This is a genomic window from Bradyrhizobium barranii subsp. apii, from assembly GCF_011516635.5.
GTDB classification, from domain to species: domain Bacteria; phylum Pseudomonadota; class Alphaproteobacteria; order Rhizobiales; family Xanthobacteraceae; genus Bradyrhizobium; species Bradyrhizobium barranii.
This window is the reverse complement of sequence record NZ_CP096255.1, coordinates 4,716,236-4,741,876: the sequence shown is the minus strand read 5'-3', so window position 1 is coordinate 4,741,876 and position 25,641 is coordinate 4,716,236. Positions and strand designations below refer to the sequence as shown.

At 63.5% G+C, this 25,641-nt stretch carries 22 protein-coding genes and 1 pseudogene; 13 read left to right on the top strand and 10 right to left on the bottom strand.

Features of this window, described 5'->3' with window-relative positions; translation table 11 throughout:
* Positions 1-146 precede the first annotated feature (146 nt).
* The 3 genes from HAP41_RS22490 to HAP41_RS22480 all read left to right on the top strand — a co-directional run bounded on the left by HAP41_RS22490 (position 147) and on the right by HAP41_RS22480 (position 4,372).
* Positions 147-1,280, top strand: coding sequence for a glycosyltransferase family 4 protein (locus HAP41_RS22490; protein WP_166097027.1), 1,134 nt, complete (start codon positions 147-149; stop codon positions 1,278-1,280).
* Between the two features lie 120 nt (positions 1,281-1,400).
* Positions 1,401-2,951, top strand: coding sequence for an undecaprenyl-phosphate glucose phosphotransferase (locus tag HAP41_RS22485; protein WP_166097028.1), 1,551 nt, complete (start codon positions 1,401-1,403; stop codon positions 2,949-2,951).
* A 164-nt stretch (positions 2,952-3,115) separates the two neighbouring features.
* Complete coding sequence (locus HAP41_RS22480) at positions 3,116-4,372, top strand: O-antigen ligase family protein (RefSeq protein ID WP_166097029.1); 1,257 nt, start codon at positions 3,116-3,118, stop codon at positions 4,370-4,372.
* On the opposite strand, the gene HAP41_RS22475 is transcribed toward HAP41_RS22480, so the two are convergent.
* Positions 4,341-4,817 carry a MarR family winged helix-turn-helix transcriptional regulator gene (locus HAP41_RS22475; protein WP_166105847.1) on the bottom strand — a complete coding sequence of 159 codons (477 nt, stop codon included), beginning with the start codon at positions 4,815-4,817 and terminating at the stop codon, positions 4,341-4,343. The two genes, HAP41_RS22480 and HAP41_RS22475, sit on opposite strands and share 32 nt — an antisense overlap.
* Before the next feature lie 147 nt (positions 4,818-4,964).
* Here HAP41_RS22475 and HAP41_RS22470 point away from each other — a divergent pair, with 147 nt between their 5' ends.
* Positions 4,965-6,161 (top strand): FAD-dependent monooxygenase, encoded by a 1,197-nt coding sequence (locus HAP41_RS22470; protein WP_166097030.1) that lies wholly within the window; start codon positions 4,965-4,967, stop codon positions 6,159-6,161.
* A gap of 143 nt (positions 6,162-6,304) precedes the next feature.
* Here the strand turns inward: HAP41_RS22470 and HAP41_RS22465 are convergent, their stop codons facing one another.
* From HAP41_RS22465 to HAP41_RS22450, 4 genes are read right to left on the bottom strand one after another with little or no spacing between them, the layout of a single operon-like run.
* On the bottom strand, positions 6,305-7,480 hold the full coding sequence (locus HAP41_RS22465; RefSeq protein WP_166097031.1) for a saccharopine dehydrogenase family protein: 1,176 nt from the start codon (positions 7,478-7,480) through the stop codon (positions 6,305-6,307).
* Between the two features lie 5 nt (positions 7,481-7,485).
* Entirely contained in the window at positions 7,486-8,664 is a 1,179-nt protein-coding gene (locus HAP41_RS22460) for a saccharopine dehydrogenase family protein (RefSeq protein WP_166097032.1), read from the bottom strand.
* A gap of 9 nt (positions 8,665-8,673) precedes the next feature.
* Positions 8,674-9,456 carry a DUF169 domain-containing protein gene (locus HAP41_RS22455; protein WP_166097033.1) on the bottom strand — a complete coding sequence of 261 codons (783 nt, stop codon included), beginning with the start codon at positions 9,454-9,456 and terminating at the stop codon, positions 8,674-8,676.
* Between the two features lie 60 nt (positions 9,457-9,516).
* Positions 9,517-10,233 (bottom strand): YdcF family protein, encoded by a 717-nt coding sequence (locus HAP41_RS22450; RefSeq protein WP_224580772.1) that lies wholly within the window; start codon positions 10,231-10,233, stop codon positions 9,517-9,519.
* Positions 10,234-10,465: 232 nt separating this feature from the next.
* Here HAP41_RS22450 and HAP41_RS22445 point away from each other — a divergent pair, with 232 nt between their 5' ends.
* The 3 genes from HAP41_RS22445 (at position 10,466) to HAP41_RS22435 (ending at position 12,381) form a co-directional block, all read left to right on the top strand.
* The gene (locus HAP41_RS22445; RefSeq protein WP_166097034.1) at positions 10,466-11,407 is read left to right on the top strand and encodes an acetamidase/formamidase family protein; all 942 of its coding nucleotides are present in this window, start codon (positions 10,466-10,468) and stop codon (positions 11,405-11,407) included.
* Between the two features lie 200 nt (positions 11,408-11,607).
* A complete protein-coding gene (locus HAP41_RS22440) occupies positions 11,608-11,805 on the top strand; it encodes a hypothetical protein (protein ID WP_007603456.1) in 198 nt (65 codons plus the stop codon).
* Positions 11,806-11,877: 72 nt separating this feature from the next.
* Positions 11,878-12,381 carry a GcrA family cell cycle regulator gene (locus HAP41_RS22435; protein WP_063982926.1) on the top strand — a complete coding sequence of 168 codons (504 nt, stop codon included), beginning with the start codon at positions 11,878-11,880 and terminating at the stop codon, positions 12,379-12,381.
* Positions 12,382-12,649: 268 nt separating this feature from the next.
* On the opposite strand, the gene HAP41_RS22430 is transcribed toward HAP41_RS22435, so the two are convergent.
* Positions 12,650-14,179, bottom strand: coding sequence for a porin (locus HAP41_RS22430; protein WP_166097035.1), 1,530 nt, complete (start codon positions 14,177-14,179; stop codon positions 12,650-12,652).
* 407 nt (positions 14,180-14,586) lie between these two features.
* On the opposite strand from HAP41_RS22430, the gene HAP41_RS22425 reads away from it, so the two are divergent.
* Positions 14,587-15,093 (top strand): MarR family winged helix-turn-helix transcriptional regulator, encoded by a 507-nt coding sequence (locus HAP41_RS22425; protein WP_028152624.1) that lies wholly within the window; start codon positions 14,587-14,589, stop codon positions 15,091-15,093.
* Between the two features lie 116 nt (positions 15,094-15,209).
* Here HAP41_RS22425 and HAP41_RS22420 read toward each other — a convergent pair whose 3' ends face one another.
* The 3 genes from HAP41_RS22420 to HAP41_RS22410 all read right to left on the bottom strand — a co-directional run bounded on the left by HAP41_RS22420 (position 15,210) and on the right by HAP41_RS22410 (position 18,662).
* Positions 15,210-16,328, bottom strand: coding sequence for an alpha/beta hydrolase family protein (locus HAP41_RS22420; protein WP_166097036.1), 1,119 nt, complete (start codon positions 16,326-16,328; stop codon positions 15,210-15,212).
* Positions 16,329-16,637: 309 nt separating this feature from the next.
* Positions 16,638-17,609 carry an SDR family NAD(P)-dependent oxidoreductase gene (locus HAP41_RS22415; RefSeq protein WP_028152626.1) on the bottom strand — a complete coding sequence of 324 codons (972 nt, stop codon included), beginning with the start codon at positions 17,607-17,609 and terminating at the stop codon, positions 16,638-16,640.
* A gap of 144 nt (positions 17,610-17,753) precedes the next feature.
* The gene (locus HAP41_RS22410; RefSeq protein ID WP_166097037.1) at positions 17,754-18,662 is read right to left on the bottom strand and encodes a dihydrodipicolinate synthase family protein; all 909 of its coding nucleotides are present in this window, start codon (positions 18,660-18,662) and stop codon (positions 17,754-17,756) included.
* A gap of 341 nt (positions 18,663-19,003) precedes the next feature.
* On the opposite strand from HAP41_RS22410, the gene HAP41_RS22405 reads away from it, so the two are divergent.
* Both HAP41_RS22405 and HAP41_RS22400 read left to right on the top strand, forming a co-directional pair.
* Entirely contained in the window at positions 19,004-19,243 is a 240-nt protein-coding gene (locus tag HAP41_RS22405; protein WP_028152628.1) for a hypothetical protein, read from the top strand.
* A gap of 83 nt (positions 19,244-19,326) precedes the next feature.
* Positions 19,327-20,162, top strand: a pseudogene (locus tag HAP41_RS22400) (IS5 family transposase).
* A 142-nt stretch (positions 20,163-20,304) separates the two neighbouring features.
* On the opposite strand, the gene HAP41_RS22395 reads toward HAP41_RS22400, so the two are convergent.
* Entirely contained in the window at positions 20,305-21,279 is a 975-nt protein-coding gene (locus tag HAP41_RS22395) for an alpha/beta hydrolase fold domain-containing protein (protein WP_166097038.1), read from the bottom strand.
* 164 nt (positions 21,280-21,443) lie between these two features.
* Between HAP41_RS22395 and HAP41_RS22390 the strand changes: the two genes are divergently transcribed.
* From HAP41_RS22390 to HAP41_RS22380, 3 genes are all read left to right on the top strand, one after another.
* On the top strand, positions 21,444-22,028 hold the full coding sequence (locus HAP41_RS22390; protein WP_223154007.1) for a TetR/AcrR family transcriptional regulator: 585 nt from the start codon (positions 21,444-21,446) through the stop codon (positions 22,026-22,028).
* A 100-nt stretch (positions 22,029-22,128) separates the two neighbouring features.
* Positions 22,129-22,398: a hypothetical protein gene (locus tag HAP41_RS22385; protein WP_224517288.1), complete on the top strand. Its 270-nt coding sequence runs from the start codon at positions 22,129-22,131 to the stop codon at positions 22,396-22,398.
* Positions 22,399-24,041: 1,643 nt separating this feature from the next.
* A complete protein-coding gene (locus HAP41_RS22380; protein ID WP_166097039.1) occupies positions 24,042-25,340 on the top strand; it encodes a tyrosine-type recombinase/integrase in 1,299 nt (432 codons plus the stop codon).
* Positions 25,341-25,641: the final 301 nt, after the last annotated feature.

Sequence of the window (25,641 nt, the reverse complement as noted above, 5' to 3'; positions counted from 1 at the left end):
CCATTAAGGTTGCTGCTGGGTTAATCGCGCCCTGCCGCGACCGGCGCGCACCGCGCCGACACCGTTTGTTAACCACGAGGGCTCTTAATCCATCTCGATATTTCGAGAATTGTTCGAGCATTCGCCGTCGAGCGCTGGTTCTGATCATGCCCCCCTCTCCCGACCGGCCGCTCCGCATCCTGCACGCCGTGCGCGCTCCCGTGGGCGGCATCTTCCGCCACATCCTCGATCTCGCCAACGGTCAGGTCGATCGCGGCCATCACGTCGGGATTCTTGCCGATAGCCTCACCGGCGGTGAGCGCGCGGACAAGGCGCTGGCCGAGCTCGCGCCACGGCTGAAGCTCGGCGTGCACCGGCTGGCGATCCGCCGCGAACCGTCGCCTGACGATTTTCTGGTGTGGCTGCGGATGCGGCGCCTGATCGCCGCGCTCAAGCCCGACGTCACGCACGGCCACGGAGCCAAGGCCGGCGCCTTCGTCCGCATGCGGCGGCGATCCAACGACGCCATCCGCATCTACACCCCGCATGGCGGCTCGCTGCACTATCCACTCAACACCTTCAAGGGCGAGTTTTACGCGCGGCTGGAACGCACGCTGATGGACGCGACAGACTTGTTTCTGTTCGAGAGCGCGTTTGCGCGCGACACCTATCAGCGCATCGTCGGCACACCCAAGGGCGTGGTGCATTGCGTCTTCAATGGCGTGACGCCGGAAGAATTCGAACCTGTTAGCATCGCCGACGATGCCACCGATCTCGCCTATGTCGGCGAGTTCAGGCACATCAAGGGCGCGGATTTGCTGGTCGATGCGGTGGCGCGCCTGCACGAGGGCGGCAAGAAGGTCACGCTCACGCTCGGCGGCGACGGCGAGGAGACGGCGGCGCTGAAGGCGCAGGTCGACAAGCTCGGTCTCTCCAGCGCCATCCGCTTCATCGGTCACGTCAAGGCGCGCTACGGCTTCTCCAAGGGGCGGCTGCTGGTCGTGCCCTCGCGCGGCGATTCAATGCCGTACGTCGTTATCGAGGCTGGAGCTGCCGGCATTCCCATGATCGCGGCCCGCGTCGGCGGCATCCCCGAGATTTTTGGGCATGACAGCCCGGCGCTGTTTGCGCCGAGCAACGCCGAGGCCATGGCCGAAGCGATCGCGGCCGCACTCGACGATCCGCAAGGAACCGCGCAGCGTGCGGTCGCCTTGCGCGAGCGCATCTCCGCGCATTTCTCCCAGCAGGCGATGGTTGACGGCGTGCTCGCGGGTTATCGCGACGCATTTGCCAATCATTAACCATCCTTAAGACCGCTTTAGAGAATCTTCCGATTTGTCCGATAATCGACGTGCCAGGGGATGCTCGCCCGGGGCGCAACGCTGCGACCCGCGGGTTTTTTGGAATGGACGTGGACGCCCGTGGAACCGCTCAACGCACGCTCGATGCTCGACGCCGCGACCAGCGCCGCGGCGAAGCCGGCTGACCAACCCTTTGTGGAGCGCCGTCGCCGGCTCTCGCCCGCCGCGCTCGACGTCGTCAACCAGAAGGTCGCCCGCGCCTATTCGCCGATCGTGATCACCGGCTTCGTCCGCTTGGCCGATTTCGCCCTGCTGAGCCTCGTCGGCATCGCGCTCTATGTCGGCTATGTCATGCCGCTCGCCGGCTCCTTCAGCTGGGTTTATCCCGCGCAGATCATCGCCGTCGCGGTCGCCGCCGTGGTCTGCTTCCAGGCCGCCGACATCTATCAGGTGCAACTGTTCCGCGGTCAGCTTCGGCAGATGACGCGGATGATCTCCTCCTGGTCGTTCGTCTTCCTGCTGTTCATCGGCGTATCCTTCTTCGCCAAGTTCGGCAGCGAAATGTCGCGGCTGTGGCTTGCCGCCTTCTACTTCCTTGGGCTCGCCGCGCTCATCTCCCAACGCCTGGTGCTGCGCTCGCTGGTGCGCGCCTGGGCACGCCAGGGCCGGCTCGACCGCCGCACCATCGTCGTCGGCTCCGACAGCAACGGCGAGCAACTGGTCGAGGCGCTGAACGCTCAGGAGGATTCCGACATCCACGTGCTCGGCGTGTTCGACGACCGCAACGACAGTCGCGCTCTCGACACCTGCGCCGGCGCGCGCAAGCTCGGCAAGGTCGACGACATCGTCGAATTCGCCCGCCGCACCCGCGTCGATCTCGTGCTGTTCGCGCTGCCGATCTCGGCGGAGACCCGCATCCTGGAGATGCTGAAGAAGCTCTGGGTGCTGCCGGTCGACATCCGGCTCTCCGCGCACACCAACAAGCTGCGTTTCCGTCCCCGCTCCTATTCCTATCTCGGCGAGGTGCCGACGCTCGACGTGTTCGAGGCGCCGATCACCGACTGGGACCTGGTGATGAAGTGGCTGTTCGACCGCATCGTCGGCGGCCTCGCGCTGCTCGCAGCCCTGCCGGTGATGGGACTGGTGGCGCTGGCGGTGAAGCTCGACAGCCCCGGCCCGGCGCTGTTCCGCCAGAAGCGCTTCGGCTTCAACAACGAGCGCATCGACGTCTACAAATTCCGCTCGATGTACCACCATCAGGCCGACCCGACCGCCTCCAAGGTCGTGACCAAGAACGATCCGCGCGTCACCCGCGTCGGCCGCTTCATCCGCAAGACCAGCCTCGACGAGCTGCCGCAGCTCTTCAACGTGGTGTTCTCGGGCAATCTGTCCCTGGTCGGCCCGCGTCCGCACGCGGTGCAGGGCAAGCTCCAGAGCCGCCTGTTCGACGAAGCCGTCGACGGCTATTTCGCTCGTCACCGCGTCAAGCCCGGCATCACCGGCTGGGCCCAGATCAACGGCTGGCGCGGCGAGATCGACAATGAAGAGAAGATCCAGAAGCGCGTCGAATTCGACCTCTACTACATCGAGAACTGGTCGGTGCTGTTCGACCTCGTCATTCTCCTGAAGACGCCGGTCTCGCTGCTGACCAAGAACGAGAACGCGTATTGAGTTTTGTCGTACCCGAGCCTCACTGTCATCGCCCGGCTTGACCGGGCGATCCAGTAATCGCCGGCAGTAGAAACTGCCACGAACGGCTCGGAGTACTGGATGCCCCGCTTTCGCGGGGCATGACGTCGGAAGTTGTGTGCGTGTACGAGTAGCGTGAGCATGTGATGGCGTATGCGGCGACAGCCGGTGGAGTGAAATTAGCCGCACCGGCTGCGCCCGGCGTGCTGGCCATCCAGCGCGCGCTGGTGTGGCTGGCCGGCGCCTCCGGAGCCATCGTCTTCATCGAGCCGAGCCCCTACGAGATCGTGACGCTGCTGGCCGCGGTCACCTTCTTCGCGACCGGCCTGCGCCTGCGGCTCGTGCTGATGCCGCTGATCCTGATGCTGGTCCTGCTCAATGTCGGCTACACGATCAGCGCGGTCCCGCTGTTCGAACAGTCCGAGGTGGCGAGCTGGATTGCGACCTCCTGGTACATGGCGGTCACCGTCGTGTTCTTCGCGATGGTCACTTCGGAGGACACCGCGGCCCGGCTCGACATGCTCCGCCGCGGCCTCGTGGTCGGCGCGATGGTCGCCTCGCTGTCGGCGGTCGCCGGCTACTTCCATCTGGTTCCCGGCGGAGACGATCTCCTCACCCTCTACGGGCGCGCACGCGGCACGTTCAAGGACCCGAACGTGCTCGGCGCCTTCCTGATCCTGCCGGCGCTGTTCGCGCTCCAGAGCGTGGTCTCCGATAAGTTTGCCAAGGCGTTCCGCAACGTCATCGCTTTCGGCATCATGTCGCTGGCGATCCTGCTCGCGTTCTCCCGGGCCGCCTGGGGCGGACTGGTGCTGACCTCCGCCTTCATGCTGGCGCTGATGGTGCTGACCAGCCGCACCAACGCGCAGCGCTCGCGCATCGTCGTCATGGCGATCGTTGCCGCGGTGCTGGGCCTCGCGCTGATCGCGGTGCTGCTGTCATTCGATTCCACCGCCGAGATGTTCAAGCAGCGCGCAAGCTTCGACCAGAGCTATGACGAAGGCCGCTTCGGCCGGTTCGGCCGGCACATCCTCGGCGCGGAGATGGCGCTCGACCTGCCATTCGGCATCGGCCCCCTGCAATTCCACCGCTACTTCCCCGAGGACACCCACAACTCCTACCTCAACGCCTTCATGTCCGGCGGCTGGCTCTCCGGCGTGTGCTACCCCGCGCTGGTCTTCACCACCGTGATCATGGGTATCAGGCACATCTTCGTCCGTGTGCCCTGGCAGCGCGCTTATCTCGCGATCTTCTCCGCCTTCGTCGGCACCGTCGGCGAGAGCTTCGTGATCGACACCGACCACTGGCGGCACTTCTGGATGATGCTGGGCGCGATGTGGGGCATGATCGCGGCTGCGCAGGCTTACAAGATCAAGTCTCGCGACGAAGCTTCTTCAGTTTGAGATCGGGCCGCTTTTCCGGCGGCGTATCGAGCAGGCCCTTCAGCGCCTCGGTTGCCGCGAGCACACCCTTGTAGCCCTCGGTCGCGAAGCGCAGCAGCAGGCGCAGCTCCTCGTCGGAATAGGCGCCAAACACCTTCTCCATCGCCTGCTGCATCGGCACGTAGAGCTGGCCGATCTTCATCGCCGTCTCGGGCACGACGGAAATGAAGACCTTGCGGCGGTCTTGCTCGTCCCGCTCGCGGCGCACCAGCCCGGCCTTCTCGAGTCGGTCCACGACGCCGGTGATGGCGCCCGTCGTCAGCCCCGTGACCTCGGCGAGCCGGCCCGCGGTGACGCGGCCCTCCAGATAGAGGATGTCCATGCATTCGAGGTCGGAATTGGCAATTCCGGCAACGTTCGCAACCGTTTGGCCATAGAGCACGCCCTGCGCGGACGACCGCCGCATCGCCTCCTCGAGTTCCTGCAACAGCGCCGCGCGCGCCTTCGTCCTTGACAAGGCCGACCTCATATCTTAGTCGATATATATCTTAGCTACTAAGAGATTTAGCAGCCGTAATTTCTCCTAGCACCACGGAAACGTCGGGAGCAAGCCATGTCCAACCGTCCCCGCAAGGCCCTGATCATCGGCGCCGGTATCGCCGGCCCTGTCGCCGCAATCCTGTTGCGCCGCGCCGGCATCGAATCCGCGATCTACGAGGCCTGGCCCTATTCGAAAGGCATCGGCGGCGGCCTCCAGATCGCACCGAACGGCATGCATGTCATGGACGAGATCGGGCTCGCGAACGAGCTGATCAGCCGCGGCTCGATCGCCGAATCCTTCGATTTCTATTCGCAGAGCGGCGAACGGCTCGGTTCGATCAACCGCGACATGGCGCGGCGCTTCGGCCAGCCGGCCGTCAATGTCTGCCGCGCCACGCTGAACGAAATCCTGATCGACAAGGCCTGGTGCGCCTGCGTCTCGCTCTATTTCGAGAAGCGCCTGATCAAGATCGAGGACCGCGGCGACCAGCCGATCATCGCCTACTTCTCCGACGGCACCACGGCCGAAGGCGACTTCCTGATCGGCGCCGACGGCGTGCACTCGGTCGTGCGCCGCCAGGTCGTGCCGGACGGTCCGCAACCGTTCGACACCGGGCTGATCGGGTTCGGCGGCTTCGTGCCGCACGCCGTCCTCGATGGCAGGCCGATCGGCCGGCACGTCGAGACCACGTTCGGCAAGAGCGGCTTCTTCGGCTATGGCTATTGCAGCCCGGATCCGAACGACGGCGTGATGTGGTGGAGCACGCAGCCCGCGCACGGCATGGACGCGGCGATGTTCCGCGCGCTCGACCACGCGACGCTCAAGCAGCATCTGCGCGGCTTCCATCACGGCTGGCACGATCCGATCCCCGACATCATCGACGCGGCCGAGAACATCGTGGTCACCGACACGCTCGACGTCGCGACCTTGCCGACCTGGTCGCGCAAGCGCTCGCTGCTGATCGGCGATGCCGCGCATGCGCCCAGCCCCCACGCGGGCCAGGGCGCTTCGCTCGCGCTCGAGGATGCGATGCGGCTCGCGCGGCTGATGCAAGAGGGCCAGGAGCTCGGCGCCACCTTCCAGGCCTTCGAGGCCGAGCGGCGCCCTCGCACCGAAAAGATCGTCGCGATGGCGCGCCGCAACGGCAACAGCAAGCGCGAGTTCAGCGCCACCGGCGCATGGCTCCGCAATCAGATGATGAAATGGCTGTTGCCGCTGGGATCGAAGAGCATGGAGTTCATGTACGCGTATGATGCGCGGGCGGCGTAGCGATCGACAACACTGTCATGCTCCGGCTTGACCGGGGCATCCAGTACGCCGCGGCCTCTCGGCTCAATCACTGCTGTCTCTGGAATACTGGGTCGCCCGGTCAAGCCGGGCGACGACACCGTCATTTGGGCGCGCAAATGCGCTTAACTCTCCACCTCAAATGTCAGCCCGGCGTGATCGACCAGCCGCCTGATCAGCTTGTGCTGCATCGCCGCGCCCGGCGTCCAGAGACCGGCCGGGACATCAGGCGTGTCGCGCAACAGGCAGATCGCGCATTCGGAAACCATCTTCGCCGTTGAGGCATAGCCGGGATCGAGATCGCCCTTCACCGCCGCGCGAACCTGACGTCCGTCGGGCGCGATCGCGACATAGAGCACGTCGTAATGACCGCTGTCGCGCTCTTCCTTCGACGGCCCCTCGCCGGGCTTGAGCGCTTTGGGGCCGGTCTTTTGGGTATTGGCGGCCATGACGAGCTTCGCGTTGGCCTGCCCTTCGTCCCCCGTCCCCGTCAGCACCATCTCGTCGTAGACGAAATCCCGGCCATACGGGAATCCCATCAGCATGTTGGAGCGATGGACGTTGCGCGTGTTCAGCGTCGCCATAGCAAACGGGGCGGACCAGGATTGCAGGTCTTGCTCGAAAACGGGCTTGTTGCCGCGCGGCTGTTTCGGCCCCTCGAAGCCGGGCGTGAATGCGAAGGGGTCCTTGAGGATCGACACCAGGCTGAGATCCTGCGCGACTGCTTCGAAGGTAACCCTCGCGCTCGCCGAGGTGCCGCCGGAGAACTTCCAGCTGAGGTCGCGGACGCGCCCCTTGACGCGCGGAGCCGGCGCTCCGAACACGCGACGGGCTTCCTCCTGCACGAAGAACGCACCGAGCTCGAACGGGATGGAATCGAAGCCGCAGGAGAACATGATGCGCGCGCCGCTCGCCTTCGCCGCCGCGTCATGCCTGTCGATCATCTGCTTCAGCCAGATCGGCTCGCCGCAGAGATCCATGTAGTCGGTGCCCGACGCGACGCAGGCCGCAAGCAGATCGGAGCCGTAGAGCTGGTAGGGACCGACCGTTGTCACCACCAGCTTCGCCTGATCGACCATCGCGCGCAACGACGCAGGATCGGCCGCGTCCGCCACGATGAGCGGCGTGTCAGCGGGTGCGCCGATCGCATCGCGAACGGAGGCGAGCTTGTCCCTGCTGCGCCCGGCCATCGCCCATGTCGGCGCGCCGTCACCGGCGTAGCTTGCAGCGAGATATTCGGCGACGAGCTGGCCGGTGTATCCGGTCGCGCCGTAAACGACGATGTCGAACTTCGCGGACACTGACCTTACGCTTCCACCTCGAACGTCAACCCAGCATTGTCCCGCAGGCGCTTGATCAGCTTGTGCTGCATCGCCGCGCCCGGCGTCCAGAATCCGGCCGGGACGTCTGTCACATCGCGCAACAGGCACATCGCGCATTCGGAGATCATCTTCGAGGTCGAGCCGTAGCCGGGATCGCGGTCGCCGGTGACGCCGGCGCGAACCATGCGGCCGTCGGGCGCGATCGCGACATAGAGCAGGTCGAAGCGACCGTTCTCCCGCTCTTCCTTCGACGGCCCCTCGCCCGGCTTCGGCGCGTTCGGACCGGTCTTCTCGGCGTTGGCGGCCACCACGCGCTGCGCGTTGGCTTCGCCCTTCTCGCCGGGACCCGTCAGAACCATCTCGTCGTAGACGAAGTCCTGACCGTAGGGAAAGCCCATCAGCATGTTGGACCGATGGACGTTGCGCGTGTTGATCAGTGCCATCATGAACGGCGCGGCCCAGGATTGCAGGTCATCCTCGAGCAGCGACCTGTTGCCCTTCGGCTGCTTCGGGCCGGTGAAGCCCGGCGTCAACGCGAACGGATCGTTCAGGATCGCGATCAGGCTGATGTCCTTGGCGACCGCATCGAAGGTCGCCTTCGCGCTCGCCGCGGTGCCGCCCGACAGCGTGCCGCGCATGTCGCGCACGCGGCCTTTCACACGCGAGGCCGGAGCGCCGAACACGCGTTTGGCCTCTTCCTGCACGACAAACGCGCCGAGCTCGAACGGCACGGAATCGAAGCCGCAGGAAAACACGATACGCGCACCGCTCTCTTTCGCTGCCGCCTCGTATTTGTCGATCATCTGCCGCATCCAGATCGGCTCGCCGCAGAGATCGAAATAATCGGTGCCGGTGGCGACGCAGGCCGCGAGCAGTTCCTCGCCATAGAGCTGATACGGGCCGACGGTGGTGATCACCGACATCGTTTGCTCCGCCATCGCCTTCAGCGAGGCCGCGTCCGACGCATCCGCGACAATCAGCGGCGTATTCCCGGGCGCGCCGATCGCATCGCGTACCGACTTGAGCTTGCCGAGGCTACGGCCTGCCATCGCCCATTTGAGCGCGTGGTCGCCCTTGTAATGCTGAGTCAGATATTCGGCGACGAGCTGGCCGGTGAAACCGGTCGCACCGTAGACGACGATGTCGAATTTCGCTGAGCTCATGGTCGACCTTTATTTCTTCGCGTAACTCACGCCCATGCCGGCGCGGACGTCGCTTTGAATCCCATAAGGCGGAATCGGATAGCGCAAGCCGTTCTTGGCCAGCGCCTTCATGCCCTCGATCGCCTTGGCGAGATGCGAGGGCTTCAAGGCCATCAGCATCTCCTCGTCCGGCACGCCGCCATAGCGCCGTTCGGCATAGCATGGCAAGGACAGGCTGGGCTCGCCGGTTTTCAGCGCCCGCCCCCAGGAATCCGCGCAGGCGGTCTCACCGACGACGCCCCATTCGAACTTCTTGTAGCCGGTATATTGCAGCCCGTTGATCAGGATGATCATCTGCCCCGGCGTTGCATAGACCAGGCCGATGTCGGGCGGATCGAGCCGCCCGCTCGCGAGCGGACTGACCGCAAGCGCCTGATACTGCCCGAACGGAACCACGTCCAGCGCCTCCTGGCGCTTGCGCGCGTCCTCGGCGGTGCCGTGCCAGACCCCGACATAGTTTTCGCCGGCGAGCCATTTTTCGTCCTGCGGCGCAAGCCCGATCACGGCGCGACACTGCGCACCGACAAGATCGTCGGCGGTGATGCCGACCGTCCAGCCCAGACGTGCAGCCATGCTGACGATCTGGTCGGTGGTGTGGACCGCGTTCGGCCGCCGGATTTTCGGGATCGCCTCCATGTCGGCGGCGCTCGCGAACAGCTTCATGCCGATCACCGTCGTCTTCAGCCGCAGCAGGCTGTTGAGGTCGGCGACGAGGCCGGCAAGATCGATCCTGTCTGCGCTCTGCTGTTGCATGGCGTCCTCCCGACCGGCGATCGCGCGCCGGTACTCTGTTCTTGTTTTGCGGCTCCCGTTTTAGTCCTTGCCCGGTCCCGGAAGCAACTCGCCGGTCCGCCCCATGATGCGATACGCCAAAAGGCCGATCCATTCGCGCACGGCGACATCGGTCTTGCCGAGCCCGTCGGCCCCATTGCGGGTGAAGGCGAAGAGCCCGTCGCGCCCGCCCATCCGCCAATCCACCGGATAGGCTTCGACATCGAACCCGGCTTTGCGGAAAATCCCCATCGCGCGCGGCATGTGGAAAGCCGACGTGACCAGGAGCCAGCGTTCGCCCGGCTTCGGCATCACCAGCTGCTTCGTGAAGATGGCGTTCTCCCAGGTGTTACGGGAGTCGCGCTCGAGGATCAGGCGCTCCTTCGGCATGCCCAGGCTTTCCAGTATGGGCGCGGTGTAGTCGGCCTCCCTCGCCTCCGTCGCGACCAGGTTCGCCGAGCCGCCGGTGAAGACGATACGCGCGTTCGGATAGCGCCGCGCGAGGTCGGCCGGCGCCAGCATGCGATCGGCCGCGTGCGCAACCACCGGCGTGCGATGCGCCGCCGACAGATCGGTGTCGATCGAGCCGCCGAGCACGATGATGCCGTCGGGGGCGCCCCGCGACGTGTCCCACGCCGGGAAACGCGACTCCAGCGGATAGAGCAGAAGATTGCCGATCGGCGAGAACGCGATCAGCGCCAGCAGCACCAGCGTAGTCACGGCAAGCTTGCGGCCGACCGCAGCAAACCGCGTCGCCATCAGCAGCAGCGACAGGATTCCGAGCTCGATCAGGAGATTGATCGGCAGCAGAGCGGTGCCGAGGGTCTTGGAAAGAACGAAATACAGGGGAGCCTCGCTGGAATGATCGTGCCGGGCTTGACCGGCCCGTCCATCTTCAGAAATCTTCTTGAAAGAGGATCGATCGCCCGGTCAAGCCCGGGCATAACAGGTTCTCATGACGAGTTCTGATGAAACCGATTGGACGCGGCTAATGACCCATCACCACCTGCATTCAAGCCCCGAGACCTGCCATTGGGGCTTCTTTGAAGCCGCGCTCAAACCCGTCCTCGCCGTCAAAAGCGGCGATGAGGTGACGGTCGACACCATCAGCGGCGGGCCCGACATGCTGCCCGACCGCACCAAATTTCACATTCCGCCGGAGATGTTCGAGGTTCACGCCAAGAACGAGCGCATGCTGCCCGGCCACATCCTCACCGGCCCGATCGCGGTCGAGGGCGCCGAGCCCGGCGACGTGCTCGCGGTCGAGATCCTCGACGTCCAGCTCCGGCAGGATTGGGGCTGGAACATGATCAAGCCGCTGTCCGGCACCCTGCCCGACGATTTCCACGAAACGCGCATCCTGAACATCCCGCTCGACCGGTCGCGGATGGTCGGCCGCATGCCCTGGGGCCTCGATCTGCCGCTCAAGCCGTTCTTCGGCGTGATGGGCGTCTCGCCGCCGCCGGCCTGGGGCCGCATCTCCTCGCTTGTGCCGCGCGCGATGGGCGGCAATCTCGACAACAAGGAGCTCGGGGCCGGTGCGACGCTCTATTTGCCGGTGTTCGTCCCGGGCGCGATGTTCTCCTGCGGCGACGGCCATGGTGTGCAGGGCGACGGCGAGGTCTGCGTCACTGCGATCGAGACCGCGCTCCAGGGCCGCTTCCGCCTGACGTTGCGCAAGGATCTCAGGTTCGACTATCCGCGCGCCGAGACGGCAACGCATTACATGACCATGGCCATGGATCCCGACCTCGACCAGTGCGTGGTGCGCGCGCTGCGCGACATGATCGTGCTGCTCGGCGAGACGCGAAACCTGTCGCGCGAGGACGCCTACACGCTGTGCAGCCTGGCCGCCGACCTGCGGGTGACGCAGACCGTCAACGGCTGCAAAGGCATCCATTGCATGATCGAAAAGGCGATCGTGCACGGCTAGCCCCACCCGCCTGCCCGGCCCCGTCTCCACGCCGCCGCCGCTCGGCATCCCGCGCGGCGCGCGGCGCTGCGCCTGATTTCCCGAGCGATTCCAATGAGCTGAAACACCGGTCTTGCCCGGATTTGACTCCCACCCCTGAACCTAAATAGAGTCTTAATCGTTACTTTTATGTACCCGAGTAAGAGGCTAGCGTTCGGGCCATGGCCACCGAAAAAGCCGAGACTGACCGCATTCCCGTAACCTTGGCGCTCTCGACCATCACCTATTTGGAAAAACTGGTGAGACAGGGCACCCACGGCACCAGCGTTCCCGGCGTCGCACGCACACTGATCGAGGAAGGCATCCGTCTCGCCATCAAGGACGGGCTTCTGTCGATTCGCGACAACGGCAGAACGTGAGGGCGCGCCGGACGTGAGGCGGACGGATCTCGAGAGGAGGATGGCCGACATCTGCAACCTGGGACCGTTACAATGCCTGTTCTCTCACCAACTTCTTCACCGACTGCTTCTTCACCGACCTGGACCAACGAACGAATTGAGCTTCTGAAGCAGCACTTCGAGGCCGGCCTCACCTGCAGCGAGATCGCTGCCGACATCGGCGTCAGCCGCAACGCGGTGATCGGCAAGCTGTCCCGGCTCAATCTCACGCGCGGCAGGACGAGCGACGAGCGCAAGCTCGAGCGGAGCCTCGCGCCGCGGCGCGGGACGAGAGCCGTACCGCGGCTGCAATATGAGATGCTCGCCACGATCTACGGCGACACCGACACACCTGTGGTCGCGGGTCCGATCGACGATGCCAACCGCTGCTCGCTGCTGGAGCTCGCCGAGAATCGCTGCCGCTGGCCGATCTCGACGCCGGGCGCAGACGACTTCTGCTTCTGCGGCAATACCGCGCCCGACGGCCAGTCCTACTGCGTCGGCCACAGCCGCCTCGCCTACCGGCCGAACTCGCGCGCCCGTGTGATGCGCGGCTGAAGGAAAATCCCAAAACGAAAAACCTCCGGCGGGGCATCACCGGAGGTTTCTGGAGGCTTAGCATGAAGCTAAGAGCCGTGACTTTCGTAATCGGCTGAAAACAAGATAGCTGATCAACTCAGGTAAGTAAATAAGTTTGAGGGCGATCGATTCGCATAGCTCGTCTTCGTCGTTTGCAACGTGTTGCCGGATTTTCCGAAGGCCGCTTTCATGAAAAAGCCCCGGCGGTTTCCCGCCGGGGCTCTATCAGATCGGAACGGTCTTCAGCTTACCAGTTGCGCTGGGCGCGCAGCAGCAGGCTGTAGGTGTCCTGGTCCTTCAGCTCGTAGGTTGCCGCAGGCTTGGCAACCGACGCCAGCGCCGGGGTGGTGATCACGCCCGAGTACTTCTGGTCGAGGTGGCTGTAGACGAAGTCAGCCGAGAAGGTCAGGTTCTTGACCGGCGTCCAGCGGGTGATGACGCCGATCTGGCCGATGTTGAAGTCCGGGTTGCAGGTGCCGGTCAGCGAGGCGAACGCAGCGCTGCCGCAGATCAGGCCCTTCGCCGTGCCGCTGTAGTTGACCGCAGCCCACGCGCCGTAGAGCGCCGTATTCCAGTACGGGGTCCAGTTGTGGGTGTAGGCACCACGGAAACCGTAGGTCTTGGTCAGCTCGAGCTGGCCGTTGGGACCGAACACCGCGTCAGACACGCCGGCAAAGCCGATGCTCTGATACGCGCTGCCCGAACCGCCGAACATCGAGTAGCTGGTCGCCGCCAGCGACTGGAAGTTGTAGCGGCTCGCGCCGTCGGTATAGACGCCCGAGATGTTGATCACGTCGCCAGCACCGGTCGGGATGTTCTTGATCTGCAGAGCTAGCTGAACGGCCCAGCCCCACTTGTCTTCCGGATGACCGGTGACTTCGGACGCGCCGTAGTAGGCGACGTGGTTGTCGTGCGCAGCCACCGACGCCTGGAACAGGCCCCAGGCCTGGTCGACACGAACCATGCCGACGATGTCGGGCGACCTAGTGCCGCCGATATCGTTCGAGCCGTAAGCACCGCCGAGGACGCCGCTGGTGGACATGCCGGCGGTGTTCCAGATGTTGGTCGTGAAGAACTGGGTCTGGTCCTGCGCCGAAACGGTCGCGGTCACGCCCTGGCCGAAATCGGCCGTGTAGGTGAACTGGGCGACGCCGTTCACGGAGCCGCTGCCACCGACGAGCTGGTCGAAGTTGTTGCCGGGATAGTTGGTCCAGGGCGCGTCGAACTGCGACACGGACTTACCCATGGTGAAGCCGGCGAACTGGATGAACGCATAGTAGACGCCGAGCGTACCACCCGAGATCGTGCCCGAGTTTGCGTTGTTCGGCGCAGACACGCCCGTGCTTCCGAGTTGCGAGTAAACGGTCGCGCCTGTTGCCGAGCCGCTTCCCGTATAGTTATCGGTCGTCCAGGTGAACACCGCGTCAAAGTAAGTGCGAACCACCCCGTACTCAGTCGCGGTACGGGTATCGATGTTGAGGTCCTCGCGAGCGCGCGCCAAATAGTAGTTCGACAGGCGGTTGTTCGCGCCGGAAACACCGTTGTAGGCGGCGCTGTAGTTGCCGCCGGCATTGAGCGCGACTTCAGCACGCAGATAGCCGCCGAGCTTGATGCAGGTGTCGGTGCCCGGGATGTAGTAGAAGCCCGCGCCGTAGAGCGAGCAGATCTTGACGTACTCGACCGCCTTGGCCTTGACCGGAAGATCGGCCGCTTGTGCTCCGCCGACGGCGATCAGACCCGCCGCAGTGCCGAGCAAAAGGCTCTTCACCACTTTCATATAAAATCTCCAAGTTGCTCATTTTACGGAGACCGGACCGTGAGGCCCCCCAGATCCCCGTCTTTTCAAATCCGCTCGGCCGCTTCGCGCTTTTGGACACACCCGCATCGACGCGAGGGACGTGAGCGAACCACCTGCAACGGGACGATTGAGTACCCCCCACCGTCACGGGCCAATATGCCTGCGCCGTTCCGCTAATCAAAATAGTTTATTTAGTCAGCTTTGTTGTTTCGCTAAACCTGTGCCCCGCGCGCAACACCGCGAGTGAGGGAATATGCTGAGCTGATCATCTTTGTAGTTTTAGTGACAAAATTACCCTGCTCTGCACTTGCGTCAGGGCAGACTTGCGTGGACTATGGCCGTGCAAGACACCGGCCGGAAAAGAATCAGATCACGGGAGTGACGCTGTGTCAGCGACCAGGAAGGAAGGGGCGCGCCTCCGCTCCATCGGCAATCTCGATATCATCAGGCGTTTCACCTGGGAAATTTCGTCGATCAACATGTATCTGGAGGAGTTGCGTCAGTTCTGGGCGAGAACGCTGGGCATCAGCGGTCCGCAATGGCTGATCCTGATGGCGATCTCCGACCTCGACAAGGACGACGGCGTGCCCGTCAACGTGGTCTCCAAGCTGCTCCACGTCGATCCGTCCTTCGTCACCACCCAGTCCAAGCTGCTGGAGAAGAAGGGCCTGCTGCGGCGGCGGCCCTCGCCGACCGACGCCCGCGTGGTGCGGCTGTCGCTGGTCGAGAAGACGCAGAAGCACATCGCAAGCCTCAACGAGCAGTACAAAACGATCCGCGAATTCGTCTTCCAGGAATTCGACGAGAACGAACTGACCGAATTCACCGGCAAGCTCGCGACGCTGAAGACCCGGCTCGAAAAGGCCTGCGTCAGGATATCCCTCGACTACTAAAGCATGATCCGGAAAAGTGCGAAGCGGTTTTCCGAAGAGATCATGCCCAAGCAACAACCTAAAGCGCGATGACGATTCATCCCAATCTCATCGCGCTTTAAGACAGCAGGCGGCGTTCAGATCCGCCGCCCCGTGGCGCCCAGTTGCGATTCGAGCCAGTCGAAGATGTATTCGTTGGCAAGGCTGGGATTGTCCGCGTGGGCCTGCGCCGCGCCGGTCTCCTGCGCGGTGAACACCTTCAGCACGATGTCGGAGCTGCCGAGTCGCGACTTCTGCACGATCTGGCGCGCCCGGTCGGCCTTGAGCCAGCCGTCCTCGCCGAGTGTGATCAGCACCGGACAGTCGACGCTCGAGGCCATCAACGGCGCCGACGGCACCGGGACGATGCTGAGGTCGCTCATCGCAAAGCGGCTGGCGAAGAAGGATCGTTCGTGCAGGTCCCACAGACCGCCGTCGCAGACGGCCGCGGCGAGCCTCGGCTCCTGCAACACCGCGCGCGCGACGAAGGAAGAGCCCCACCCGTCGGCCACGATGGCGACGCGATCGAAATCGACGTCGCGGCGCGTCTCCAGATAATCCATGACGCTGGCAATCGAGCTCTCGAGGTCGCGGCGCTGCAGGAGCGTGTCGGTATAGTCGTCACGCTGGTCGCCGAGCAGGTCCAGCGCGAGCATCGACAATCCGCGTTCGCGCGCATGCGGCGCGAGCTTGAACAGGAATTCTTCCTTGCGGTGTCCGGGCTCGCCGATGCAGATCACGGTCGGAGCCCGCTTGCTGCCCGGGGACGCAGGCAGGAAATAGCCTTGCAAAACGTGTCCGTCGTCGGCCCAGGGAATCGTGACGACTTCGCCAGCCGGACCGCGCGCAGTGAGGAAGCGGCGCGCACATTCCTGCATGGCGAGCACCGCGACCCAGCGGCGCTCGTCGGCCTGGTCGAGCGGCATCGCGGCCGCGCCGTAGTAGTTCATCGCGCGCAGCCAGTTGCGCTGCGCGGTCGCCATGTGGCCTTCCGCGAACGCCGCCTCGGCACGCTGCCGGTTGGCTTGCGCCAACCGCTTCCACTCGCGATGCCAGGACTGCTCGCCGCCCTGCTTGAGCTGCCGCGCGATCATCAGGCATTCTGCGATGGTGGCGCCACCCTCCTGCGCCGCGGTGAGGAGCCGCGTGAATTCAGCGGAAATATCCTCTCTCTCCGGGCAGAGGATCCAGTCGTCGGAGAGGCATGCGGGTATCATCGGAGCTACGCTTTATGATGGCGTTACCCCTGATGGACTAAACTATTTTGGTTCACCAACCAAGCTGCCGTGCGCCGAATGAGACCCGTTTCACATCACCATCGCTTGAACATTGCTTGAACGATGGAGCATGTCGCATGCGTGACATTCCAAATCGTCATAAGGCGTCGGAAAGTGGCAAGAGGTGGCACGTAAAGTTACCTGCGTAACATGTAAATTACCTGTGTAATAATACGTCCGCGCCTCTTGCCATGATGGTCGTCATACCTAGATACGCGGACGTTCGTTGATAGTCTCAGCCAAACCGAATCAACCGAGCCGCCAGCCAACTTCCTGCGTAAAGCTTTCATAGAAGGCGCGGTCATAGGCCTGCTCCGGCGTAGCGCGCACGCGTTCGTCAAGGCGCTTTGCGTCTTCGCCCACAAGAATGCGCCACCGCTCCGCCTTGACCCCGTCGAGGATGATCTTCGCGGCCTGCGCAGCCGTCGTCGGCGCGTCCTCGAGGAAGCTGCGGGCGCGTTCGGCGAACGCAGCCTGGATGTCCTCGTCCGACATCTTGTCAGCATCCGGCACGCCAGCCGCGACCATGCGCTTGCGGGTCAGCGCGACCTCGTCGGCATTGAGCCGCTCCGACCCGTCGGCGCTCTGCACCTTGCGCGAATTGGAGACGATCGAGGTGCCGATATGGCCGGGCATCACCACCGAGCATTTGACATGCGGCGCGTGCAGACGGAGGTCGTTGATCAGCGCTTCGGTAAATCCTTTCACCGCGAACTTCGCCGAGCTGTAGGCGGTGTGCGCCTGCCCCATGCCAATCGAGGCCCAGAAGCCGTTGACGCTCGCCGTGTTGACGATGTGGGCCTCGTCCGCCGCCACCAGCATCGGCAGGAAGGTGCGCACGCCGAGATAGACGCCGCCCCAGCAGATGTTGAAGGTACGCTCCCACTGCTCGCGCGTGTTGGTGAACAGGCTGCCGCCGCCACCGATGCCGGCATTGTTGAACAGGAGATGGATCCGGTCGGTCTTCTGCTGCTCGGCGAGCTCATCGCGAAACCGCTTGAGATGGTCCTCGATCGAGACGTCGGCGACGTGGGTCGTGACCCGCAGGCCCTGCGGCAGCTTCTCGACCTCGCAAAGCCGTTTGGTCTCGGCCATCGCGGCTTCGGAGACGTCGCACATCGCGACATTGCAGCCCTCCGCGACGAGCTGCCGTGCGAGCTCGCGTCCCATCCCCGTGCCGCCGCCGGTGATGACGGCGATCTTTCCTGCAAAATCCTTCATCGGACTTCGGTCCCTCCCCTTGTCGGTATGTTTCTTCACAGCTGGCGCCGCGCATCGCGGCGCGCGCAAAATGTAGCAGCGCCGCATCCGCAGGTAAAAGCGGATCGGCGCTGCCATTCGACATCGATAATTTCGGCCGGCGGACTATTCGGCCGCTTCGACACGCACCCCGTTCAACGCGCCGAGTGCCTCCAGCGCCTTGCGGGTGGCGGCCTGCTGCGCCGGCGAGGCCTCCGGCATCGGTGCGCGCGGATAGGTCCTGGGCAAGCCCTGGAGCGTCTGGGCGTAACGCGTGCAGGCCGGCAGATTGTCGGCGATAACGGCGTTCCACAGCGTCAACAGCTTCTTGTGCAGATCGAGCGCGCGCGGATGGTCGCCCGCCTTCACCGCATCCCACAGCGCGACGGAGGCATGCGGCGCCGCGGTCAGGATCGCGGCGATCGAGCCATGGGCGCCGAGCGTGTAGGACGAATACATGAGGGCATCGACCGCGCTGTAGATCAGCTTGTCCGGCGCCATCATCATGAGATCCGCGAACAGCTTGAGATCGCCCGCGCTCTGCTTGACGCCGACCACCAGCGGCACCTCGGTCATGATCCGCACCAGCAGTGCCGGCGACAGATAGGACCACGGCACCACGTTGTAGATGATGATGGGCATGCCGGTCTCGTCAGCCATGGCGCGGAAGTGCGCGACCATCGCCTCGTCATCGGGCTTGAACAGATAATGCACCGGCGTGACCTGGAGCGCTGCGACATTCATGTCGCGCACGAGCTTGCCGCGGCGGATCGCATCGCGCGTGGAGTCCACGATGATGCCGGCGATCACGGGAATGCGTCCCTTCACCGCCTCGACCGTCGCGGCCATCAGGTCGCGATATTCCTCGTGATCCAGCGTGTGGCCCTCGCCGGTCGAGCCGCCGGCCGCGACGCCATGCGCGCCGGCGCCGATCATCCAGTCGACCTGGGCCGCCACGAGCCCAAGGTCGATCTCGCCGTCCTTCCGGAACGGCGTCGTCATCGGCGGGATCACGCCGGTCGGTCGTGCCTTCATGGTCTGCCCTCGCGTTTCCTTTGGTCCTGTGGCGGTCCCGCTCTCTTGACGAGTATCCGTCCGCTTTCGAGCCTATCGGCTGCGCAGGCCTTGTGAAGGGGCGGTTCACGCGGCGCTGCCCCCACAATCGCTCATTCCTGCGATCCTTCCTCGCCCTTTTCCTTGGGGATTCCCCGTATTTGCCCGGCTTCGGTTTAGGGGCATTTTTTTACAATCCGAATCACCAAATGGAGGTGGACGCTGGGTCGAGTCGGCCAGGTCAGCGTGTTGTTTGTGTCACAGGCTCTGGCACTCCGCTTGCATCCTCTTCGTGGTCTGAAACTACCGATGAGGTGACAGGAATGTTCGTGACCGTGGTTGCCGTGCTCTGCCGGCTGAGCGCAGCCAGCTCAGGCAGTTGCATCGAGGAAATCGTGACCGACAGCAACATGACGCCCGAGATGTCGATGATGCAGTGCGCGATCGGCGCACAGGCCCCGCTTGCCAAATGGATGGGCGAGCATCCGATCTATCACGCCAATTGGCGCCTCGAGCGCTACAAATGCGTGCCGGGTCACTACGAGATCAAGGGCCACGCCTAAGTGTCTGTTCCAAAACATGTTGAGTCGAATGAATCGGTTGTGATTCAAGGTGAGCGGCCTGATTCGATGGGGACGCGCCGCCAATGTGGACTACCGAGAACCGTGCACGCTACGACCGCAGCCGCCTGCGCTATCCGAGCGACTTGACCGACGAGGAGTGGGCGCTGATCGCGCCTCGCATCCCGCCGGCCAAGCGCGGCGGCAACAAGCGTACGGTGGACCTGCGCGAGATTGCCAACGGGCTGATGTACATCCTGAGCACAGGTTGCCAGTGGCGCGCGATCCCCAAGGACCTGCCGCCGCGCTCGACGCTGTATGGCTACTTCGATCTGTGGAGCTGGAACGGCACGCTCGATAAAATTCATCACGCCCTCTATGTCGAATGTCGCGAAAGGGCCGAGCGCGAGGCTTCTCCCACCGCCGCCATCATCGATAGCCAGAGCGTGAAAAGCGCTGAAAAAGGGGGCCTCATGATCTCCATGGCTACGACGCGGGCAAGAAGATCAAGGGCAAGAAGCGGCACATTCTCGTCGACACGCAAGGCCTCTTGATGCACGCCATCGTGCATGCGGCGGACATCCAGGATCGCGACGGCGGCGTGCTCCTGATGGCAACGTTGTTCGGCCTCTATCCCTTTCTTCTGAAGCTCTACGCCGACGGCGGATATCAAGGGCCACATTTCCAGAAGGGGCTGCGTAGCGCTCTGAAGCGCGTGAACCTCGAAATCGTCAAACGCTCCGATCAGGCTCACCGTTTCGTCGTCTTGCCCAAACGCTGGATCGTCGAGCGTACCTTTGCCTGGCTCGGGCGATGCCGAAGACTGTCCAAAGATTGGGAATGCTTCAATCACAGGGCGCTCGCCTTTCTCAAGCTGGCCTCCATCCGACTCATGCTGCGAAAGCTATGCAATCCAAGGTAATCTTTCCGGACAGACTCTAAGGCCCCGCAAGACTACGGATGAGGAAACGCCCCGGAGGTAGCCTGGTCTCTCCGCGCGGGCACCGCTAGCGCCAGACCCCATTGCGGCGGCGCGCCCCTGTGACGACGATCACGCCTTCCCTTTAAGCCACTGCACGCAGAATGATCGCACGCGCCTGTCGCCCTTCCGGCGTCGGCATCAGCGCGAAATTGTGCGGCTGGTCACGGAGCAGATGCAGCTCGACCGGCACGCCCGCCGCCCTCGCGCGCTCCGCGAGATCGACGCTATCGGGATAGAGCAGATCGCGCGTGCCCGAGAAGATTGTCATCGGCGCGAGCGAACGGAAGACGCCGTTGAGCGGGCTGACGAAGGGATGGCCGACATCGAGCTCGCCGGCATAGAGCCGCCCCGCCTCAATGATCCCCGGAATGTCCTGGATCGGATCGCGGCCTGCGATCTCGACCTGCTCCGGACGGCTGACCGATGCATCGGCCGCCGGCGAGATCAGCATCAGCCGGCCCGGCTGCCGATGCCCGCGGTCGCGCAGCCACTGGCAGGCAGCGAGCGCCAGTCCCGCGCCGGCGGAATTGCCGACCACCGTGACCTTTGCGGGCCCGGCATCCTCCAGCAGCATCCGCAACAGTTCGGCCGTCGCCGGCACGAGATCCTTGGCGGTGGCATGCGGCGCAAGCGGATAGATCGGCACGACGCAGACGACGCGCGCCTTGCGCGTCATCTGGCCGACGAAGCGCCAATGCGCCGGCACGATCTCGTTGATGAAGCCACCGCCGCGCAGGAACATGACGTGGTTGCAGCCCTCATGGCCCGATGATGGCGCCGTGTAATAGACCGGCCATCCGCCCATCTTGGTCAACGTCACCTCGACGCCGCGGCCCAGACCCGTCGGCTCGTAGGAGGCCGGCTGCAATGCGAGTTTCTGCACATGCGCCTGCACGGCCTCGGCCGAGGCAAGGTGCTTCTTGAACGGAAGCTGCCGCAACAGCGCGTTGAAGCAACGACTCTGCAGGCTCGGCGCGGGATCGCCGGATGGCCGCATCCTCAACAGCCGGCCGCCCGGACAGAACTGGAAGGCCGATGCGATCTTTGCAACGCTCATGTCAGGTCTCCTCCAGACCGGGCTCTCTGTATGGGCGACGAAAAGGCTTGTGTCGACCGCCGCCACATGCGGATATAATGCGAGCATTCGCTCGCTTTTCCTACTCGCATTCGGATCGCAGGCCCATGGCGCGCAAACCGCCGACAAAACCCCGGAAAAATGCCTTGCAAGCGCGATCGCGCGCCACCGTCGACGCGCTGGTCGAGGCAACCGCTCGCATTCTGGTCCGCGAAGGCTTTGAGAAAGCCAGCACCAACCGGATCGCCGAAATCGCCGGCGTCAGCGTCGGCTCGCTCTATCAGTATTTTCCCAGCAAGGAGGCGCTCGTCGCCGCCGTGATCGACCGTCACAACGAGGAGATCATGGGCATCGTCCGTGCCGCCCTCACCGAGGTCGCCGACCTGCCGATCGACAAAGCCGTGCGCCGCCTCGTCACCGTCGCGATCGAAGCCCACCGTATCGATCCCAAACTACATCGGGTGCTTGCCGAGCAGATCCCGCGCACCGGCCAGCTCAAGGACGTCGAAGCCTTCAACCGCGAGGTCCACACCCTCGTGCGCGCCTATCTCGAAAGCCGCCGCAAGGAGATGCGCAAGATCGACCCGGGACTGGCGACCTTCATCTGCGTCAGTGCGATCGAGGCGGTCGCGCACAACACGGTGCTGAACCAGGCCGAGATGCTCTCGGAGAAGATGGTGCGGACGCTGGTGGACGAGACAACGCGGATGGTGGTGGGATATTTGAGGTAGTTTGCGAAAACGTCGCCTCATGCCCGCTCTACGCGGGAGAGCGGGCATCCTGCTAAGCAGTTGATTTATCTGCGGGCTGCATTGAGCCGAGCCCATGGCCATGAGTTTTCCATTTTTGATGGCGATCAATTCAGCTTTCCTATTGAGGACAAAACATATGCCCAAGAAAAATTGCCTGATAGTCCATGCCGCCGGAAGACAGCTCGACCTACTGCGCGGAGAGGCTTCCCGCATTGCGAAGGCGAACAAGGTCGACTGGTGGATCGATCGTGCCGACGTCGGCACACTTTTTTGCTTTGAAGACGCAAATGCTACAGATGCCTTCGCTCGCACCTGCGACAACTTCGGAGTCCGATGCCAAGACGGCTAGCTCAAAAACCCCGCCGACTTTGTGAGCCGGCGGGAGTTGAGTGAATACCTACGAAAACCGGCCCATCGCCAAACGCGCGTCGGACGGTGGGGCCGTTCCGGGTGGATGGCGAGACCTTGAGGAGGTCCAGATTCGCCACAGACCGATTTTTCAATCTCTCCCTTGGAGAGTCGTTCCTCAGACGCCGCGATGCCAATATTTTTGTGATCTGGCGCAAAAGGAAGGCCCCAGCCAATGGGGAAGACCGGGGCCTTCACAGGCCTTGCGATGGATCACACGCAAGACCGATCGCAGGATAGCTACAGGAGCGCTCGTTCCTCCTGCGGAACCAATCTCGACCCAAGTTGGCTGCAACTCCAGATGAGTCGCGAGAGCCAGCATTCCAGCAGCCAAATCGGGGCTAGAGTGTGTCCGAAGTTGAACTAGACGCGGGCGAAACCAACGTGCTGAAGCCGCGATCCAACTCGAGTGTTTCGCAAATCATCGTTTCTTCGTAGGCCGAACCCGCGGCGAACGACTAGGGCGCGTGGGTGAAGATATCCACTCGTCGATTTCGTCTGGCTCTACTCGCCACGAAGGCGAGACGCCATCGGCTGTCCGGGCTGTGACACGGTATCGGCGCTTACGGAGCTTGGCTGCCAAATTCTTCGCGCCATCTTCGTCTCGACATTCAATAGAAAAATTACCGTAACAAACAACCCAGCGCTTTCGACTTACTTTTCGTTTGGATCGCGCTGAACGCTCCATCTAAGGGACCCCGTGAGTCCCCAAGCCCGTCCCAGTATCAAGACTCCATTCTTACCAAACCGTTTAAACCTGTCCGCGACCTCGCCAAGGGCAGCGGACTACCTACCCATCCTAGCACCCCCCGACGCAAGACATGAGGTCTGGTGAACTTCATCAGCAAGATGTCATTCAATCACCTCGTCTGCGCGGCTCAGAACGGACGTTGGAAGCACCAGGCCGAGCGCCTTCGCAACCGGGAGGTTGACTACCGTGAAACTCGCGCGGCGCGGACGCTACTTGCTTGCCGCCAGGACAGGTTACACATCATAGCGCGGGGAGAAGACAACTCCGCTCCGGACGTCGCGCCTCCCAAGTCCCTGCGACGCAATGCATTGAAGCAGCTGTCGTGAATATTCCCCCGTCCCACAGGCTGGCATGGTGACATCATGCTCCTGTTTTGCCCGACGCGTCAAATCGATTCGGAAAAACATAATTCGCCAATGGGTTCGCTACTGTGCATGGGGTTGTTTTCGACATTTTAATTTTCCGCCCCCAGAAGCAGCCGCCCGCTACCGGTCGTCGCGCATGCGTCACGCCGCGGGAGCAGGCTCCACGCCAACGGTTAATCCACCCGACAGATGAGTTGAGAAAAATGGTCGGAGCGAGAGGATTTGAACCTCCGACCCCTAGTCTCCCAGACAGTCCCGAGCCGGTTTCAGCTAGTCTCCCTCCGTTTCAAAGCCCTTGAAAAACCAGTACTTATCAATTAGCGTTGTTTCCCGTGGGTTCAAGGATTTGCAGGCAGTTCAACAAATTTGAACCCACAATGAACCCACGCTGGGCTCCTAGTCTCCGATGGCTCGACCCCTAGTTGGGCGGACTAGTGCACTAAGCCAGCCGAAGCCACGGAGCGAAACTTGCCGGTCGAGACCCTCACCGACGCCCGCGTCCGTAGCGCCGCCCCACCCAAGAAAGGCATCCTTGAGCTGTGGGACGGCAAGACCTCAGGGCTCTGCTTTCGAGTGATGAAGTCCGGCGTCCGGTCCTGGACGTTCCGCTACCGGCCCCATAGTGGCACCGCCTTCCGCCGCGTTACCCTGGGCCGCTATCCCGCCCTCTCCCTGGTCGAGGCACGCGCCGCCGCCGAGCGCGTCCGGGACCGGGTCAGCACGGGGGCGGATCCGCAGCAAGAGAAGCGCACCGAACGCGAGGCGCTGCGCGCCGCGCCGGAGAAGCTGACCTTCGATGCGCTCGCCGATCTCTACATCGAGCGTTACGCCAAGCGACAGAAAGCGTCGTGGAAGAATGACCAGGGCTATCTCCGCGCCAACGCACGCCCTATATGGGGCCAACGCGAGGCCGCCTCGATCACCAGTCAGGACGCGGCGCGCCTTCTGTTCGACGTTGTTGCCGTTGCGCCGATCTCGGCCAACCGGTTGCGCTCGGTACTGGTGAAGCTGTTCGGTTGGGCCTGCGAAAGCGCCCTGCTCGCCGATAACCCGATGTTGGGGGTTAAGAAGCCCCACCGTGAAGGCAGGGGCAAAACCCGGACCCTGAGCGACCAGGAGATCAGGGTGCTCTGGCATGCGCTGGAAAAGGCGGAGGCCGCGCCGGGAATCCTCGCCGCGCTCAAGTGCCTGCTGCTGCTCGGCCAGCGTCCGGGCGAAGTGGCCGGCATGGCCGTAAGCGAACTCGACCACCTCACCAATGACCGCAACGCACATTGGGAGTTACCCCCGGGCCGCATGAAGGCGCGCAGGGCCCACGTCGTGCCCCTGCCCCCGCTCGCGCGCGAGATTGTGGCGGCCGAGCTCGAGCGGCAGCGCGACGCGGCCCCCGATGCCAAACCAGAATTTGTTTTCGCCTCCAAATTCGCTGAGCGCACCCGACTGGCGCGGCACAGTTTGTCGCAGGCGCTGGGCCGCATCATTGAAGAGCTCGACGACGATGCCGGCGCCGACGCCGAAACGGTAGCTAACCTCAAGGCTGATCGGCCGACGCCGCATGATCTCAGGCGCACGCTCGCGACCGGATTGGCACGCCTTGGGATTCCCCGTGACGATCGGCTTGCCGTGCTGGCCCATTCCTACGGCGACGTCCACGAAATCTATGACCAGTACGAGCGGCTACCGCAGAAGCGAACCGCGCTTGAAGGGTGGGAGCGACACCTGCGCAAAGTGATAGCGGATCAGCCACACATATCGGCGGCCGAATAGTACCACTACGGAGAGGATGATGGCCAAGCGAGGTGTAATGTTATTCGGTGTGCCGCCTGGGACACCGTGGGAGTTGGTGATCGACCAAAACCCTCAGCGGAATGAGGCCGCCGACCGGTGGCGGGCTCTGCACGGAGACCGGCCGCAGCTCAGCGATCAAAGGCTGCGCGCAATGTGCATTATGTTGACGAGTAATCCACACTGGATTGAAGGACGCTATGATTATGAGATGTATCGCGTGCTGGAGCGGTCTCTGCAGGTGGTGCCATTTGCAGACCGTTTAACGCCCAAGGAGGTAGCT

Excerpts from the sequence above, each read along its gene's own strand:
- HAP41_RS22490 (WP_166097027.1), top strand. The coding sequence starts at position 147 with ATGCCCCCCTCTCCCGACCGGCCGCTCCGCATCCTGCACGCCGTGCGC.
- HAP41_RS22480 (WP_166097029.1), top strand. The coding sequence starts at position 3,116 with ATGGCGTATGCGGCGACAGCCGGTGGAGTGAAATTAGCCGCACCGGCT.
- HAP41_RS22475 (WP_166105847.1), bottom strand. The coding sequence starts at position 4,817 with ATGCGGCGGTCGTCCGCGCAGGGCGTGCTCTATGGCCAAACGGTTGCG.
- HAP41_RS22470 (WP_166097030.1), top strand. The coding sequence starts at position 4,965 with ATGTCCAACCGTCCCCGCAAGGCCCTGATCATCGGCGCCGGTATCGCC.
- HAP41_RS22460 (WP_166097032.1), bottom strand. The coding sequence starts at position 8,664 with ATGAGCTCAGCGAAATTCGACATCGTCGTCTACGGTGCGACCGGTTTC.
- HAP41_RS22455 (WP_166097033.1), bottom strand. The coding sequence starts at position 9,456 with ATGCAACAGCAGAGCGCAGACAGGATCGATCTTGCCGGCCTCGTCGCC.
- HAP41_RS22450 (WP_224580772.1), bottom strand. The coding sequence starts at position 10,233 with ATGGCGACGCGGTTTGCTGCGGTCGGCCGCAAGCTTGCCGTGACTACG.
- HAP41_RS22445 (WP_166097034.1), top strand. The coding sequence starts at position 10,466 with ATGACCCATCACCACCTGCATTCAAGCCCCGAGACCTGCCATTGGGGC.
- HAP41_RS22440 (WP_007603456.1), top strand. The coding sequence starts at position 11,608 with ATGGCCACCGAAAAAGCCGAGACTGACCGCATTCCCGTAACCTTGGCG.
- HAP41_RS22435 (WP_063982926.1), top strand. The coding sequence starts at position 11,878 with ATGCCTGTTCTCTCACCAACTTCTTCACCGACTGCTTCTTCACCGACC.
- HAP41_RS22430 (WP_166097035.1), bottom strand. The coding sequence starts at position 14,179 with ATGAAAGTGGTGAAGAGCCTTTTGCTCGGCACTGCGGCGGGTCTGATC.
- HAP41_RS22420 (WP_166097036.1), bottom strand. The coding sequence starts at position 16,328 with ATGATACCCGCATGCCTCTCCGACGACTGGATCCTCTGCCCGGAGAGA.
- HAP41_RS22415 (WP_028152626.1), bottom strand. The coding sequence starts at position 17,609 with ATGAAGGATTTTGCAGGAAAGATCGCCGTCATCACCGGCGGCGGCACG.
- HAP41_RS22410 (WP_166097037.1), bottom strand. The coding sequence starts at position 18,662 with ATGAAGGCACGACCGACCGGCGTGATCCCGCCGATGACGACGCCGTTC.
- HAP41_RS22405 (WP_028152628.1), top strand. The coding sequence starts at position 19,004 with ATGTTCGTGACCGTGGTTGCCGTGCTCTGCCGGCTGAGCGCAGCCAGC.
- HAP41_RS22395 (WP_166097038.1), bottom strand. The coding sequence starts at position 21,279 with ATGAGCGTTGCAAAGATCGCATCGGCCTTCCAGTTCTGTCCGGGCGGC.
- HAP41_RS22385 (WP_224517288.1), top strand. The coding sequence starts at position 22,129 with ATGAGTTTTCCATTTTTGATGGCGATCAATTCAGCTTTCCTATTGAGG.